The sequence below is a fragment of the Paracoccus marinus genome, from assembly GCF_007018965.1.
Lineage (GTDB): Bacteria > Pseudomonadota > Alphaproteobacteria > Rhodobacterales > Rhodobacteraceae > Paracoccus > Paracoccus marinus.
Map to the genome: position 1 here is coordinate 16,365 of NZ_VJYZ01000023.1, position 14,570 is coordinate 30,934.

Below are 14,570 nucleotides of genomic sequence, written 5' to 3' on the forward strand. Positions count from 1 at the left end.
TTTCAGGAAGCGTGGATTGCGCTGATCGGCAGGTCGTGTGCCTGCGCAAGCGCGCTGGCGTCGGCGACCGTCCGGGCGGCGAAGAACGATTCGGGGTCCGCGCCGACTTCGTTCGAGAAGGCGGCGGCGAAATGCGGTTCCAGCGCGGCGACTGCGGCCCAGCCGTCCGCCAGCCGATAGATGCGATAGCCGGGGATCACGCCCGACAGGATGCCGCCGTCGCCAGTCATTCCGTGGCGGACGGGCGCGGCAAAGTCCTGCGCCGCCTGGCGCAGCCCGACGCGGCGGTGCCGCAGCGCCGATCCGCGCTCACGCCCAAGCAGCAGCAACAGCGCCGTCCGGGCCGCGTCGCGCGCGCCGGCAAGGTCGGCCACCAGCGTCCGGGGCATGGCGGGCGGCGCGACCAGCCCGGCCTCGATCTGATAGGTCAGGTCGTGGCCCGGCACCTCAGGCGCGTCGCAGTCGCCGACGATCTCGACCCAGCAGAGCCGTGGATTGACCCGCGCCAGCGATTCGACGGTGACGCCCAGACGGGCGAGCGCGCTTGGCCGCTGGCTGGTGATCAGCAGGTCGGCACCGCCCAGCAGGCGGTCCAGTTCCGCCTTGCCGGCTTCGCTGCGCAGGTCGATCTGGCGGGTGTCGATCCCCTGGCCAAGTTCCGCATACCAGCGGGGCGCGGCATGGCTGAGCAGGTCCCCGGACGGCGGTTCGACCTTGATCGCGCCGATTCCATCGGCCGCCAGCATCTCCAGCGCCAGCGGTCCCGGCAGGTTCTGGGCCAGCGATACCGCGACCAGACCGGCAAGCGGCCGCTCGTTCTGATGCCCGTTCCGGCTCGGCGCGCCAGTGGCGGCGTCTGTCATCTTTCCCCCTTGCGGCGCTGCTGGCCGCCGTATCGCGCATCGTTGACAAGGCGCTCTCGTCCCTTCAACATGCTGAACGATCAGAATGTAAGTTGTCAAGCACCTCACCCGGTCGCGCCAACATCAACGGAGAGCCTTTCATGGACGCCGCAGCATCGCCCGAAGCACCGCCCGCAGCACCGCCCCGTCACGAGTTCACTGCCACGCCCGAGACGCCGAAGCTTCTGCCCCGCACCATCTACGGGCCCGAGCACGAGGATTACCGCCGCGGTGTCCGCCGCTTCTTCGAGACCGAGGTCTATCCCCATTGGGAAGCGTGGGAGGCCCAGGGCCACGTCGCGCGCGACCTGTGGAACAAGGCGGGCGAGGCCGGACTTCTGTGCGTGGCCATCCCCGAGGAGTTCGGCGGCCTTGGCGCCGACCGGCTGTTCTCGACCATCGTAATGGAGGAACAGGGCCGGGTTCTGGCCAGCGGTCCGGGCTTCTCGCTTCATTCCGAGATCGTCGCGCCCTACATCCTGCACTACGGCAGCGACGCGCAAAAGCGGCACTACCTGCCGAAACTCGCCACCGGCGAGATGGTCGGCGCGATCGCGATGACCGAACCCGGCACCGGCTCGGACCTGCAAAGCATCCGCACCAAGGCTGAGGACAAGGGCGACCACTACCTCATCAACGGGTCCAAGATCTTCATCACCAACGGCTACCTGTCGGACCTGGTGATCGTCGTCGCCAAGACCGGCTCGTCGGGCAAGGGCAGCGCCGACACCAGCCTGATCCTGGTCGAGGCGGGGACGCCCGGGTTCACCAAGGGCAAGCCGCTCAAGAAGATGGGCATGCGCGCGCAGGATACCAGCGAGCTGTTCTTCGACGACGTGAAGGTGCCCAAGGAAAACATCCTCGGCGCGCCGGGCATGGGCTTCATGATGCTGATGCAGCAGCTGGCCTGGGAACGTCTGCTGATCGCGATCCAGGCGCAGGCGTCGGCCGAGGCGACCTTCGATCTGGCCCGCGACTACGTCAAGAACCGGCAGGCCTTCGGCCGCCCCGTCGCAGCGTTCCAGACGATGCGTCACCGGATGGCCGAACTGCAGACCGAGCTGAGCGTCGGGCGCACCTTCGTGGACGAATGCGTCAAGGCCGAGGTCGCGGGAACGCTGAGCCCGGTCGCCGCCGCCGGGGCCAAGATGTGGGTGTCCGAGATGTGCAGCCGCGTCGCCGACCAGTGCGTGCAGATGCATGGCGGCTATGGCTTCATGTGGGAATATCCGGTCGCCCGCTCGTTCGTGGACAACCGCGCGCACCGCATCTATGGAGGCACGAACGATATCATGAAGGAACTGATATCCCGCGCGCTGTGACCAGAACCGCCGAGATCGCCGCCCTTTCCACGGGCAACGCCCCTTCCGAAAGGAAGGGGAAGGGCGGCGAGGACGATGCGGCCGACGGCCAAAAGGCCGACAGGCGCACCCAGGGCGAGCGGAGCGCCGCGATGAAGCATCGCCTGATCGAGGCGACGCTTTCGACCCTGGCCGATCACGGCTACGCGGACCTCACGCTGGGGCTGGTGGTCCAGCGCGCCGGCGTCTCGCGCGGGGCGCCGCTGCACCATTTCGCGTCGAAGTCGGCCCTTGTCGAGGCGGCGGCGACCGAGCTGATCGGCGATCTCAAGGACACGATCGCGCGGCTCTGGCGTGCGGCCCGCGGCACGCGCGACCCGATGCGGGCCTTTTGCCTTGGCCTGTGGCACGAGGTTTTCAGGACCCGCGAAGGCGTCATGCTGGCCGAGCTGAGCCTTGCCAGCCGGCGCTCGCCCGAACTGGCCGAGATCCTGTCGCGCCTGTGGACCGAAGCCTATCGCGTGATCAACGAGATGGAGCCGGGGGGACAGGTCGACGCCCCGCCCAGACCGCAGGCGGGCGCCGCCGTCGGCCGCATGATGATGCTGAGCCAGTGGCTGATGCGCGGCATGGCCTCGGACGTGCATCTGGGCGCGCCCGAGGGGCTGTTCGATGCCTATCTGGAAAATTGGGTAAAGCTTCTGACTGCCGACCGGGCCGTGCAGGAGCGGGGGCAGTAGGCAAGCGGGGCCCCATTCAAGGGGCTTTCACCCGGCCATGGCCGCTACCGGCGCTGGCTTACTACGTCACCTACCGCAAGGATTATCACGAGGCGTTCTATGCGGGCATCGCCGAGCTTTGCGAAACCGTCTGGACGCTGTGACCGGCCTTGGCGCCGGACGACGCGGCTGCGATCAGGACGGAACTTTCAAACGGCGCGCGCTCATTCCCCGCCGCCCAGAAACGCGAACAGCCGCAGATGCGCCGGGTTGCGTGGCGCCAGCTCCTCGGGATGCCACTGCACCGCCACGATGTTGCGCGATGGATCCTCGCAGGCCTCGATCAGCCCGTCCCCGGTCGTCGCGGTGGCCGTCAACGTCGCGGCCAGGTCCGCGATGCCTTGCCGGTGAATGCTGTTGACCATGAACGGCCGGTCGCCAAGGCAGTCCCTCACCCGCCCCCCGCGCGCGATCACGGCATGCGTCTCGGCGTCGCGGGGCAGGTCGGGGCGGTGGTCGTCCTGCCATGATCCTGCGGCGAGGTTCTGGCACAGCGTGCCGCCGAAATAGACGTTCAGGAACTGCATCCCGCGGCAGATCCCCATCACCGGCAGGCCGCGGGCGAGCGCCTGGTCGGCGAGATGCCATTCCATCGCGTCGCGATCCTCGTCCACCGCGCGCTTGATGGCGGGATCGTGGTCCTGCCCGAACCGCGACGGCATCACCGCCGCGCCGCCGCCGAAGACGATCGCGCCGATGTCCATGGGCAGCGTCGGCAGCCGGCCGCCGGGCGTGAAGACCCGGGCCGCGAACCCCGCCGCCTCGACCGCGCGGACATAGGGGACCGGGTCAGTCGCGGCACCAAGCGAGATTGCGACGTTGGTGGTCTGGGGCATCGGAGTCTCCATCATGTCCGCAGGGAGCGGGAGCGGGTCATTCGCCGCGCCAATGCAAATCTGGCGCTCCCGACGGGCCGATCTGCGCCGAATACGGCGTTACTCAGGTTCCAATCTGGATAGGAACCCGCCCTATCCCTCGCAATCCTATAACCCCGCCTTATGAGCCCAGCGCATTCGTCAATGAGGTTTTCCGGCCCTTTGCGATCCGCTTAGCTGCCCCAATGTCCGACCGGATCGGCGCATCTTCGTGAGGAGTGAGACGTGCCGAACCAGCCAGCCCTTGCGCCCGAACAGGCGGCCGCGCCGATCACCCTGACCGGGGCGCAATCGCCGACGCTGCCGCTTGTGCTGGCCTTTCCCCACAGCGGCGACGTCTATCCGCCGGACTTCGGCTTTCGCGATGACCTGAGCTTTGCCGAAATCGACTTCCCCGCCGACCGCTATGTGGACGAGCTGTTCGGGACCGCCGCGCGGGCGCTGGGCATCAGCACGCTGCGGGCCAACTTTCCGCGCGCCTATGTGGACGTGAACCGCCACCAGCACGACATCGACCCCGACATGCTGGCCGACCCCGACGGCTGGTACGGCCGCCTGCAGCCGACCGCGCGCATCGACGGCTCGACCCTGTTCTGGTCGCGGGCGAAGGGAAAGCCGATCTACGACCGCAAGCTGGACCTGTCCGAGGCGAAGGGCCGGCTCGCCACCTGCTTCATCCCCTATCACCAGGCGCTGACCCGGCTGGTCGATGAGACGCGGCGCCGGTTCGGCACGGTCTGCCTGCTCGATTGCCATTCGATGACCAAGTTCGATTCGGCCCGGCGGGGCGGGCGCATCCGTCCCCAGATCGACATCGGAACGCGGCACGGCGAATGCTGCGACCTGGCTATCGCCACGCGGCTCGCCACGTCGTTCGAGCGGCTGGGCTACGAAGTCGGGATGAACAAGCGGTTCTCGGGCGGCGAGGTCACGCTGCGCTACGGCTGGCCGGAAATCGACCAGCACGCGCTGCAGGTCGAACTGCGCCGCGACCTTTACATGGACGAAGAGACGCGGGACCGATCGGGCCGGTTCGCGCGGATGCAGGCCGACTGTGGCGAGGCGCTGACGGACCTTGCCCGGTTCCTGGGACAGCGGGCACGCCCCGCCGCCGCCGCCGCCGCCGCCGACACCACCGACGACGACGACGAACGACACGCAAGCGAAAAACGGGAGAAAGCATGAACAGGTCCGGAACCCTTGCGCTGCTGATCGCAGCCTCGACCCTGGCGTCGCCGGCGGCGGCCGAGACGCTGCGCATGGCCTATGCGACGGCGCCGATCAGCGTCGATCCCTATCCCTACAGCGACAGCCAGACCGCGGGCCTGGGCGAGCACATCTTCGAGACGCTGGTCGCGCTCGACAACAAGCCGCTGCTGGCGACGCAATGGCAGTGGGAAAGCCCGACCGCCGCCGTCGTCAAGCTGCGCGACGGGGTAAAGTTTTCCAACGGGATGCCGTTCGGCGCCCGCGACGTGGTGTTCAGCATGTGCCGGATGATGCACCCGGTGAACGGCAAGCCGAACGTGCTGACCTCGTCACTTGGCCCGGTCAGGAACGTGGTGGCGGTGGACGACCACACGGTCCGGTTCGAGACGACCGCCCCTTATCCGATCCTGTTCCAGAAACTGAAGTTCCTGAAGATCCTGTCCGCGCAGGCGAACGGCGTGACTGCGGACATCGCCTATGACGGCCAGGGCGATTGCGGGATCGCGGCCAGCTATCCGGCGCAGGCCGATTTCGACAGCGGCAAGGCCGCGATCGGCACGGGGCCCTATCTGCTGCAGCAGTTCCAGGCCACGGGCGACGCGACGCTGGTGCCGAACGCCGGTTACTGGGGGGCCAAGGCCGAATGGGACCAGGTCGAGATCCGGTCGGTCGCAAACAACGGCGCCCGCATCGCGGGGCTGCTGGCGGGCGATTACGACGTGATCGAAAAGCCCGGCGCCGAGGATATCGCGGTGATCGAGCGTGACGACCAGTTCGCGACCAGTTCCACCCCCGGCCTGCAGACGATCTTCATCGTGCTGGACATCAGCGCGGACGGCGCGCCGGGCGTCACCGCCGCGAACGGCGCCGCGCCCCTGGCCGATCCGCGTGTGCGCTGGGCGCTGTCGATGGCGATCGACCGCGACGCGATCGTCGGGCGGCTGTTCCAGGGCAACGCGACCGCCGCCAACCAGTTCGCGCCCAGCTACATGGACGGCGCGCCCGAAATGCCGCCGCTGCCCTACGATGCCGACGCCGCCAAAAAGCTGCTGGCCGAGGCGGGCTTTGCCGACGGCTTCTCGATGGAGCTTTCGGTCCCGAACGACCGCTATCTGAACGGCACGGTGGTGGCGCAGGCGCTGGCGCAGTACTGGACGCGGCTGGGGGTCAGGGTCTCGCTCAAGACCGAGCCCTGGTCGGTGTTCCTTACCCGCCGGGGGGACGGCGAGCTTGGCGCGTTCATGTATGGCTGGGGCCACCCGCAGGGGGCGGCGCAGCTGATCTCGGGCGCGTTCGCGCAGAAGGACGCGGACTTGGGTCTCGGTTCGGCCAACATGTCGAACTATGCCGATCCCGACTTCGAGGCCGCGATCCGCGCGTGGGCGGTCGAAACCGACGATGCCAAGGCCGACGCGCTGATCGCCACCGCGATGGCCCGGGCGGTCGAGGACATGCCGGGCATCCCGCTTTACTACAACCACGAGGTCTGGGGCCATCGCGCCGACCTTGCGGTCACGGGCAACGCCGACGGCCGCACGATGGCCGGAATGGTCCACCGCAAATAGGCAGACGTCAGGTCGCCCGGCCCTAAGGGTCGGCGCGGGCGGCCTGCCGCCTGACGGGGAACGGCGGGGGGAAGGGGACATGGCCAGCTTCATCATCAGGCGGATCGGTCAAAGCGCCGTCCTGCTGTTCATCATGTCCCTTCTCGTGTTCGTCGGGATGTACATGGTCAGCGACCCGGTCGCGGTTCTCGCCGGCGACGACTTCACGGCCGCCGACCGCGAGGCGCTGGCGCGTTCGCTGGGCCTCGACCGGCCGCTGCCGCTGCAATACCTCGCATTTCTGGGCAACGTTCTGACCGGCGACTTCGGGCAGTCCTACGTCTACAACCGCCCGGTTCTCGACCTGATCTTCGAACGGCTGCCCGCCACGCTGGAAATGGTGTGCCTGGCGATGGTGCTGGGCGTCGCGATCGGGATCCCGCTGGGAATCTGGTCGGGATTGAACCGGCGGCATCCGGCGACGCGGGCGGTCAGCTTTGCGACCACGGTTGGCTACTCGATCCCCAACTTCTGGCAGGCGCTGCTGCTGATCCTTGTGTTCTCGGTCTGGCTGCGCTGGCTGCCCGCGTCGGGACGCGGCGACACGGTGCCGCTGCTGGGCGCCGGCTGGTCGTTCCTGACGATCGACGGGCTGCGCCACATGCTGCTGCCGGCCGCGAACCTCGCCGTTGCAATCGTCTGCATGCAGACCCGCCTGACCCGTTCGGGAACCGAGGAGGTCATGTTCCAGGACTACATGATGTTCGCCCGGTCCAAGGGCATCCCGCGCTGGCGGCTCGTCAACCGCCACCTGCTGAGAAACATCCTGATCCCCATCGTCACCATTACGGGGCTGGAGTTGGGCGCCCTGATCGCCTTTTCGACCGTAACCGAGACGGTGTTTTCGTGGCCGGGCATCGGCAAGCTGCTGCTGGATTCGATCTACCGGTCCGACCGGCCGGTCGTGGTCGCCTACATGATCCTGATCACCGTCATGTTCGTGGCGATCAACCTCGTCGTCGACATCCTTTACGCGCTGCTCGACCCGCGCATCCGCTATTCATGAGCGAGCCAATGACCGAACCGCAGGTGCCACGATTTGCCGGCTGGCGCGCGATCTTTCGGGGTCACGCCCTGCCGACCGCCGGGCTGGTCGGGATGGGGCTGTTCCTCGCGCTGGCGCTGCTTGCCCCCGCGATCGCGCCGCAGAACCCCTATGACCAGATGCAGCTCAACATCATGGACGGCCTGCTGCCGCCGATGACCCAGACGATGGACGGGCGGATCGCCTATCTGGGGACCGACTCGCTTGGGCGCGACATCCTGTCGGCGGTGCTTTACGGGCTTCGGATATCGCTGCTGGTCGCGGTGGTCGCGGTCGCGGCCGGGATCACGGCGGGGGTGCTGCTGGGCCTTGTCTCGGCGCTGCGCGGGGGGTGGATCGACGCGCTGGTGATGCGGGCGGTGGACCTGACGGTCAGCTTTCCGGGCGTCCTGCTGGCGATCATGCTGCTCGCGATCTTCGGCACCGGCGTGGACAAGGTGATCGTGGCGCTGGCCATCGGCATCTGGGCGCAGACCGCCCGCGTGGTGCGCGCCGTGGCCCTGACCGAGATGCAGCGCGACTACATCGCCGCCGCCCGCCTCGGCGGGATATCCGAGTGGCGCATCATGCTGCATTTCCTGCTGCCGAACTCGATCACGCCGGTGCTGGTGCTGCTGCCGATGGCGATCTCGGGCGCGATCGTGGCCGAGGCGACGCTGTCGTTCCTGGGCGTCGGGGTGCCGATCACCCAGCCGTCGCTGGGACTGCTGATCGCCAACGGCAACGAATACCTGCTGTCGGGCAAGTGGTGGATCAGCATGATCCCCGGCCTCGTGCTGGTGGCGATGGTGCTGTGCGTCAACGTCGTGGCCGACCGGATGCGCGACCACGCCAACCCCTTTCTGCGCGCGAAGGACTAAGGTATGACGCCGCTTCTGCAGATCGACGACCTGACCATCGCCTATCGCCTTGCCGACGGCAGCGGCTTTCAGGCGATCCGCGACTATTCGCTGACGATGGCGCCCGGCGAGATCGTGGGCATCGTCGGCCAAAGCGGCGCCGGCAAGTCCACCATCGGCAAGGCCGTCCTGGGCCTGATGGGCGAGAACGCGACGATCGAGGCGGGCCGCATCCGCCTGTCGGGCCACGACATCACCCGCGCGCGCGATGTCGAGGCGATCCGGGGGCGTAAGGTCGGCTACATCTACCAGAACCCGATGACCGCGCTGAACCCGGTCCTGACCATCGGCGAGCAGCTGCTGGAATCCATCGTCACCCATACCGGGCGGCGCGGGGCGGCCGCGCGCGCCTATGCGGTCGAGCTTCTGGAACAGGCCGAGGTGCCGCAGGCGGCCGAACGGCTGTCGAAATACCCGCACCAGCTTTCGGGCGGCCTGTGCCAGCGGATCGTGTTCGCGATCGCGATCTGCGCCAGGCCCGCGCTGCTGATCGCCGACGAGCCCACGACGGCGCTGGACGTGACCGTGCAAAAGGCGGTTCTGGCGACGCTGGAACGCATGGCGCGCAAGGAAGGGATCGGCATCCTGCTGATTACCCACGACATGGGCGTGGTGGCGCAGATGTGCGACCGCGTGCAGGTCCTCAGGCGCGGCGAGCTGGTCGAGGAAGGGGCGACGCGCCAGCTGCTGCTGCATCCGGCCGCGGCCTATACCCGCCAGCTGATGGCGGCGATTCCGCCGATGGACCGCCGGCTCGACCGCTTCGACGTGATCGAACGGCAGGCCGACAGTCCCGGGCGCGAACGCGGGATCGCGTATCTCAGGACCGCGCGCGACGGCTTCGCCCCGTCCGGGTCGGCGCTTCTGTCCGTGCGCGGCCTGTCCAAGACCTATCCCGCCCCGCCCCGCAGCGGGCAGGACGCGTTCGTCGCGCTGAAGGACGTGTCGTTCGACGTGCGCGCGGGCGAGGTGCTGGGGATCGTGGGCGAATCCGGTTCCGGCAAGTCCACCATCGGCCGCTGCATCCTGGGTCTGCAGCAGCCCGACGCGGGCGCCGCGATCACCTTTCGCGGCCGCAGCCTGCAACCCGGCCGGCGCGACCGGGCCGCGCTGGCGCGGTCGCTGCAATGCATCTTCCAGGACCCCTATTCCTCGCTGAACCCGCGCATGTCGGCGGCGGTGAACATGACCTATGCGCTGGTCGCCCACGGCCTTGTCGCGGCCCGCGATGCGCGGCGGCTCGCGGGCGACCTGCTGGAGGTCGTGCAGCTTCCGCGCGACGCGGCCGGCAAGATGCCGCATGCGTTTTCCGGCGGCGAACGCCAGCGCATCGGCATCGCCCGGGCGCTGGCGTTCCGCCCCGAACTGATCTTCTGCGACGAGCCGACATCGGCGCTGGACGTGACGGTTCAGGCCGAGGTCCTGAACCTGATGAAAGACCTGCGCGAGATGCTGGGCCTGACGCTGGTGTTCGTCAGCCACGACCTGGCGGTGGTGCGCCAAATGTGCGACCGCGTCCTCGTCATGAGCAAGGGCGAGATCGTCGAGGCGGGCGCGGCGGACGAAGTTCTGCTGCGCCCGCGCCACGCCTATACGCGCGACCTGCTTGCCTCGATGCCGCGCATGGCCGAAACCTGAGCGGGGCGCGGCAGGACGGCGCCCCCGGGGGGGGGACAGGGTGAGCCCGACATCCAGAAGCATCCGCCGGCTCAAGCACATCGAGGCGTTCGCGGCGGTGATGCGCACCGGCTCGGTCTCGGCCGCCGCGCGCGACATGGGCATGTCGCAGCCCGCCGTCAGCCAGTTGATCGCCGGGCTGGAACAGGCGGTGGGGCTGCCCCTGTTCGTGCGCCGCAACGGCGGCATCTTTCCGACCAGCCGCGCCGAGGGGCTGCACGACGACGTGTCGGACCTGCTTGCCCTGCTTGACCGGGTCGAGATGCACCTGCGCCCCCGGTCCGACAAGCTGCTGCCGCATGTCCGCATTTCCGCGACCATGTCCGTCGTGACGGAAATCCTGCCGCCGCTGCTGACGGAAATGCACCGCCTGCATCCGTCGGGCAGCTACCACGTCGCCTCGCACGCCATCGACGAGATGACGAACGCGGTCGCCGAAGGCCACGCCGATCTCGGTTTCCACACCCGGCCGCTGCCGCACCCCAACATCGTCAACCTGCTGCAATGCGACGCGCGGCAGGTCTGCGTGATGAGCGACGGCCATCCACTTGCCGCGGCCGACCGGCTGACCTTGTCTGACCTGAGCGGGATGGACTTCATCCTGCCGTCCCGGCGCGATCCGCTGTTCGCGTATTACCGCGACCTGTTTTCCCGCCACCGGGTCAGCGGCAAGGTCCTGCTGCAATCGCCTTTCGCCAGCTTTTCGATGCACATGTCGGGGCTCAACAACGCGGTCTCGTTCAACAACGCGCTGATGGCGGCGCTGACCTGCCGGAACCGGCCGGGCCTTGTCTGGAAGCCGGTCGAGGGGCTCGAGGCGCGGACGGGCTTTCACCTGTCGTTCCCGACGCTGCTTGCGGGGTCGGAAACGCAGGAGCTGGTGGCGCGCTGCTTTGCGGCCGTGGTGGACGGCGCGGTCGGGGCCGATGCGCGGCTGGCCGCGATGGTGCGGCTCGGCGCCTGAAGCGGGCGCTGCCGGGCCGATCTCCGGCCCCGGCGAGCGGTGGCCTGCGTCACTTGAACCATAAGCAATGCTTACCATATACGATCCACATGGAATCGGTCGCGGTCAACAATCTGGGACTTTTGCTGCATGACGCGGGCCGGCTTCTTCGCAAGCGGTTCGAGGCGCGCAGCAAGGACCTTGGACTGCCCTCGGCGCAGTGGCGCCTGCTCGTGCGCCTGATGCGCGAGGGCGGGGCGCCGCAGATCCGCCTTGCCGAACTGCTCGAGATCGAGCCGATCAGCGTCTCCCGCCTTGTTGACCGGATGGTCGAGGGGGGGTGGGTCCGGCGCGAAAAGGATCCTGCCGACCGGCGCGTCAATGTCGTCGTCCCCACCGCCAAGGCGAACCACGCCTTCGACGAACTGCGCGGCATGGCCGACGACGTCATCGACGAGGCGCTGGCGGGCGTCGCGCCTGCGGACCGCAGCGCGCTCATCGCGGCGCTGTCCACCATCGTCGCCAATCTGTCCGGTCCGGTTTCGCCCGACCGCGCCACATCCCCTTGCGAGAACGCACAATGACAGCCCCGACCCGCATCACCCCCGCGCCGCAATCGCTGAAACCTGACGCGCCCGCGCCACAGGCCGAACCCGTTTCCGCGCCCGCCGCGACGCCCGCTGCACCTGCGCCCGCCGCCACGCCCGCCAAGCCCCGCCGCAAGGGCGGCCGCGTCCTCCTGATGCTGGTCGTGCCGCTGGCGCTTCTGGCCGGGGCCGCGTGGCTGTGGCTGTCTGGCGGGCGCTACGAGGAAACCGAGAACGCCTATCTGCACGTGGCGACCGTCTCCATTGCCAGCGACCTGTCCGGCCGCGTGGTCGAGGCGAACGTGTCCGACAACCAGGCGGTCCGCAAGGGCGACGTCCTGTTCCGCCTGGACGCCGAGCCCGCGCGCCTTGCCCTGTCCGAGGCCGAGGCGGCGCTGTCGGGCGCGCGGCTGGGGGTCGAGCAGATGAAGGCCGCGTGGCGGCAGGCGCTGGCGCAGGAGGACGTCGCGCGCAGCGATGTCGAGTTCCGCCAGACCGAGTTCGACCGCCAGGCGGCGCTGAGCAAGCGCGGCGTGGCGACGACGGCGGTGCTGGACGAGGTCCGGCACGCGCTGCGGGCCGCGCAAGACCAGCTGACGACCAGCGAACGCGCGACCGCGAGCGCGCTTGCCGCGCTGGGCGATAACGCCGAGGCGCCGGTGGACGACCATCCCTCGGTGCAGGCGGCGCTGGCGACGCGGGACAAGGCGGCCTACAGCCTGAGCCTTGCGACGGTCCACGCGCCGGCCGACGGCGTGATCTACAAGGCGGCCGCGTTCCGCACCGGCCAGTTCGTGGGCGCGGGCGCGCCGCTGTTCTCGCTGGTGGAAACCGGCGACGTCTGGATCGACGCCAACTTCAAGGAAACCCAGCTCGCCCATCTGTCCCCCGGCCAGACGGCCGAGATCGAGTTCGACATGGCGCCCGGCAAAAGCTTTCCCGCGCGGGTCGAGGCTGTGGGCGCGGGCACGGGCGCCGAGTTCTCGTTGCTGCCCGCCCAGAACGCCACCGGCAACGGGGTCAAGGTGACGCAGCGCGTGCCCGTTCGCCTGCGGCTAGACGCATCCGGCGCGTCCGAAGGGCCGGACGGCGCGCCGCCGCTGGTCTCGGGCGCGAGCGCGGCGGTCACGGTGGACACCGGCGTCGAACGCCAGCTTCCGCACGTGCCGGGCCTCGGCTGAGGACGCGGGCACCATGACGGGGCGCGCGCAGGCCGCGCAGGCCACGACGACCGACGGGACCGGGCCCGATGCCGTGCCCCATCGCGGGCTCATCACCGTGTCGGTGATGCTCGCCACGATCATGCAGGTGCTGGACACGACGATCGCCAACGTGGCGCTGCCGTCGATGACCGGCGATCTCGGCGCCTCGCGCGACACGATCAACTGGGTCCTGACCTCGTACATCGTGGCGGCGGCGATCATGACGCCGATGACCGGCTGGCTGTCGGACCGGTTCGGCCGCAAGCAGCTGTTCATCACCTCGGTCGTGGGCTTCGTCGTCGCCTCGATGCTGTGCGGCGTGTCGTGGAGCCTGACCTCGATGGTGGGGTTCCGCATCCTGCAAGGGGTGTTCGGGGCGGCGATCGTGCCGCTGTCGCAGACGTTCCTGCTGGACATCAACCCAAAGGAACGCCACGGCCAGGCGATGGCGATGTGGGGCGCGGGGATCATGGTCGGGCCGATCATCGGTCCCACGCTGGGCGGCTGGCTGACCGAAAGCTTCAACTGGCGCTGGGTGTTCTTCATCAACCTGCCGGTCGGCATCCTCGCGCTGCTGGGTTGCCTCGCCTATTTGCCGAAAAGCCCGATCCGGCCGCGCCGCTTCGACTTCTTCGGCTTCGCGATGCTGACCGTGGCGATCGGCGCGCTGCAGCTGATGCTCGACCGCGGGGCCGAGGTCGAATGGTTCGCCGCGGTGGAGATCTGGATCTACGGCTTTCTGACGCTGACCGGCTTCTGGGTGTTCGGCGTGCATCTGGCGACCTCGCGCGAGCCGTTCATCGACCCCCGTATCTTCGCCGATCGCAACTTCCTGACCGGTCTCGTCTTCATCTTCGTGATCGGGGTGATCCTGCTGGCAAGCCTCGCGCTGCTGCCGCCGATGCTGTCCAACATCTTCGGCTACCCGACGATCACCACCGGCCTCGTGATGGCGCCGCGCGGGGTGGGGACGATGCTGTCGATGATCCTCGTGGGGCGGCTGGTGCGGATGGTCGATGCGCGGCTGCTGGTGGTCGCGGGGCTGGCGCTGACGATCCTGTCGCTGGACATGATGACGGGCTTTTCGCCGCAGATGGGGGCGGGGCCGATCATCCATTCGGGGCTGGTGCAGGGGATGGGGCTGGGCCTTGTCTTCGTGCCGCTGTCCACGGTGGCGTTCGCCACGCTCGACGCCCGCTTCCGCGCCGACGCGACCAGCCTGTTCAGCCTTGTCCGCAACATCGGCTCGTCCATCGGGATCTCGGTCGTGACGGTGATGCTGACCCGCAACGTGCAGATCAACCACGCGGAACTCGGCGCGGCGGTGAACCCGTTCAACCCGTCGCTGCAGGCGCTGTCGCCGCAGGCGGTGCAGGGCGGCGTCGCGGCGCTGACGCAGATCGACGGGTTGGTCAACCAGCAGGCGCTGATGATTTCCTATATCGACGACTTCAAGCTGATGATGATCGTGACGATGTGCGCGGTGCCGCTGGCGCTGCTGCTGCGCCGCCCGCAGGCCGAAGCCGCGCCCGTTCATATGGAGTGAC

The 14,570-nt window shown here is 68.6% G+C and carries 13 protein-coding genes; 11 read left to right on the top strand and 2 right to left on the bottom strand.

The features are described 5' to 3' along the window. Positions 1 to 2: 2 nt before the first annotated feature. Positions 3 to 863 carry a CoA transferase gene (locus tag FNF32_RS10770; RefSeq protein WP_131674381.1) on the bottom strand — a complete coding sequence of 287 codons (861 nt, stop codon included), beginning with the start codon at positions 861 to 863 and terminating at the stop codon, positions 3 to 5. Between the two features lie 140 nt (positions 864 to 1,003). Here FNF32_RS10770 and FNF32_RS10775 point away from each other — a divergent pair, with 140 nt between their 5' ends. Both FNF32_RS10775 and FNF32_RS10780 read left to right on the top strand, forming a co-directional pair. Beyond that, complete coding sequence (locus tag FNF32_RS10775) at positions 1,004 to 2,224, top strand: acyl-CoA dehydrogenase family protein (RefSeq protein WP_131674380.1); 1,221 nt, start codon at positions 1,004 to 1,006, stop codon at positions 2,222 to 2,224. Next, positions 2,221 to 2,943, top strand: a complete 723-nt coding sequence (locus FNF32_RS10780) for a TetR/AcrR family transcriptional regulator (protein WP_131674379.1) — start codon at positions 2,221 to 2,223, stop codon at positions 2,941 to 2,943. Before FNF32_RS10775 ends, FNF32_RS10780 begins: the two co-directional genes overlap by 4 nt. Before the next feature lie 203 nt (positions 2,944 to 3,146). Here the strand turns inward: FNF32_RS10780 and FNF32_RS10785 are convergent, their stop codons facing one another. Next, positions 3,147 to 3,818, bottom strand: a complete 672-nt coding sequence (locus tag FNF32_RS10785; RefSeq protein ID WP_185961934.1) for a gamma-glutamyl-gamma-aminobutyrate hydrolase family protein — start codon at positions 3,816 to 3,818, stop codon at positions 3,147 to 3,149. Between the two features lie 264 nt (positions 3,819 to 4,082). Between FNF32_RS10785 and FNF32_RS10790 the strand changes: the two genes are divergently transcribed. The 9 genes from FNF32_RS10790 to FNF32_RS10830 all read left to right on the top strand — a co-directional run bounded on the left by FNF32_RS10790 (position 4,083) and on the right by FNF32_RS10830 (position 14,569). Next, positions 4,083 to 5,042, top strand: coding sequence for an N-formylglutamate amidohydrolase (locus FNF32_RS10790; RefSeq protein ID WP_131674377.1), 960 nt, complete (start codon positions 4,083 to 4,085; stop codon positions 5,040 to 5,042). Beyond that, positions 5,039 to 6,631: an ABC transporter substrate-binding protein gene (locus FNF32_RS10795; RefSeq protein WP_131674376.1), complete on the top strand. Its 1,593-nt coding sequence runs from the start codon at positions 5,039 to 5,041 to the stop codon at positions 6,629 to 6,631. The genes FNF32_RS10790 and FNF32_RS10795 overlap by 4 nt, the downstream gene beginning before the upstream one ends. A gap of 79 nt (positions 6,632 to 6,710) precedes the next feature. Beyond that, positions 6,711 to 7,676 (top strand): ABC transporter permease, encoded by a 966-nt coding sequence (locus tag FNF32_RS10800; RefSeq protein ID WP_131674375.1) that lies wholly within the window; start codon positions 6,711 to 6,713, stop codon positions 7,674 to 7,676. Between the two features lie 23 nt (positions 7,677 to 7,699). Further along, on the top strand, positions 7,700 to 8,575 hold the full coding sequence (locus FNF32_RS10805) for an ABC transporter permease (RefSeq protein ID WP_221930700.1): 876 nt from the start codon (positions 7,700 to 7,702) through the stop codon (positions 8,573 to 8,575). A 3-nt stretch (positions 8,576 to 8,578) separates the two neighbouring features. Continuing rightward, positions 8,579 to 10,252, top strand: coding sequence for an ATP-binding cassette domain-containing protein (locus FNF32_RS10810; RefSeq protein ID WP_131674373.1), 1,674 nt, complete (start codon positions 8,579 to 8,581; stop codon positions 10,250 to 10,252). A gap of 40 nt (positions 10,253 to 10,292) precedes the next feature. Continuing rightward, a complete protein-coding gene (locus FNF32_RS10815) occupies positions 10,293 to 11,255 on the top strand; it encodes a LysR family transcriptional regulator (RefSeq protein WP_131674372.1) in 963 nt (320 codons plus the stop codon). Positions 11,256 to 11,344: 89 nt separating this feature from the next. Continuing rightward, positions 11,345 to 11,818, top strand: a complete 474-nt coding sequence (locus FNF32_RS10820; RefSeq protein ID WP_131674392.1) for a MarR family winged helix-turn-helix transcriptional regulator — start codon at positions 11,345 to 11,347, stop codon at positions 11,816 to 11,818. Further along, complete coding sequence (locus tag FNF32_RS10825; protein ID WP_131674371.1) at positions 11,815 to 13,002, top strand: HlyD family secretion protein; 1,188 nt, start codon at positions 11,815 to 11,817, stop codon at positions 13,000 to 13,002. The genes FNF32_RS10820 and FNF32_RS10825 overlap by 4 nt, the downstream gene beginning before the upstream one ends. Positions 13,003 to 13,015: 13 nt before the next feature. Beyond that, a complete protein-coding gene (locus FNF32_RS10830; protein ID WP_131674370.1) occupies positions 13,016 to 14,569 on the top strand; it encodes a DHA2 family efflux MFS transporter permease subunit in 1,554 nt (517 codons plus the stop codon). The last annotated feature ends 1 nt before the right edge of the window (position 14,570 follow it).

Coding starts and splice junctions, on each gene's coding strand:
- FNF32_RS10770 (WP_131674381.1), bottom strand. CDS start 863: ATGACAGACGCCGCCACTGGCGCGCCGAGCCGGAACGGGCATCAGAAC.
- FNF32_RS10775 (WP_131674380.1), top strand. CDS start 1,004: ATGGACGCCGCAGCATCGCCCGAAGCACCGCCCGCAGCACCGCCCCGT.
- FNF32_RS10785 (WP_185961934.1), bottom strand. CDS start 3,818: ATGCCCCAGACCACCAACGTCGCAATCTCGCTTGGTGCCGCGACTGAC.
- FNF32_RS10795 (WP_131674376.1), top strand. CDS start 5,039: ATGAACAGGTCCGGAACCCTTGCGCTGCTGATCGCAGCCTCGACCCTG.
- FNF32_RS10800 (WP_131674375.1), top strand. CDS start 6,711: ATGGCCAGCTTCATCATCAGGCGGATCGGTCAAAGCGCCGTCCTGCTG.
- FNF32_RS10810 (WP_131674373.1), top strand. CDS start 8,579: ATGACGCCGCTTCTGCAGATCGACGACCTGACCATCGCCTATCGCCTT.
- FNF32_RS10820 (WP_131674392.1), top strand. CDS start 11,345: ATGGAATCGGTCGCGGTCAACAATCTGGGACTTTTGCTGCATGACGCG.
- FNF32_RS10825 (WP_131674371.1), top strand. CDS start 11,815: ATGACAGCCCCGACCCGCATCACCCCCGCGCCGCAATCGCTGAAACCT.
- FNF32_RS10830 (WP_131674370.1), top strand. CDS start 13,016: ATGACGGGGCGCGCGCAGGCCGCGCAGGCCACGACGACCGACGGGACC.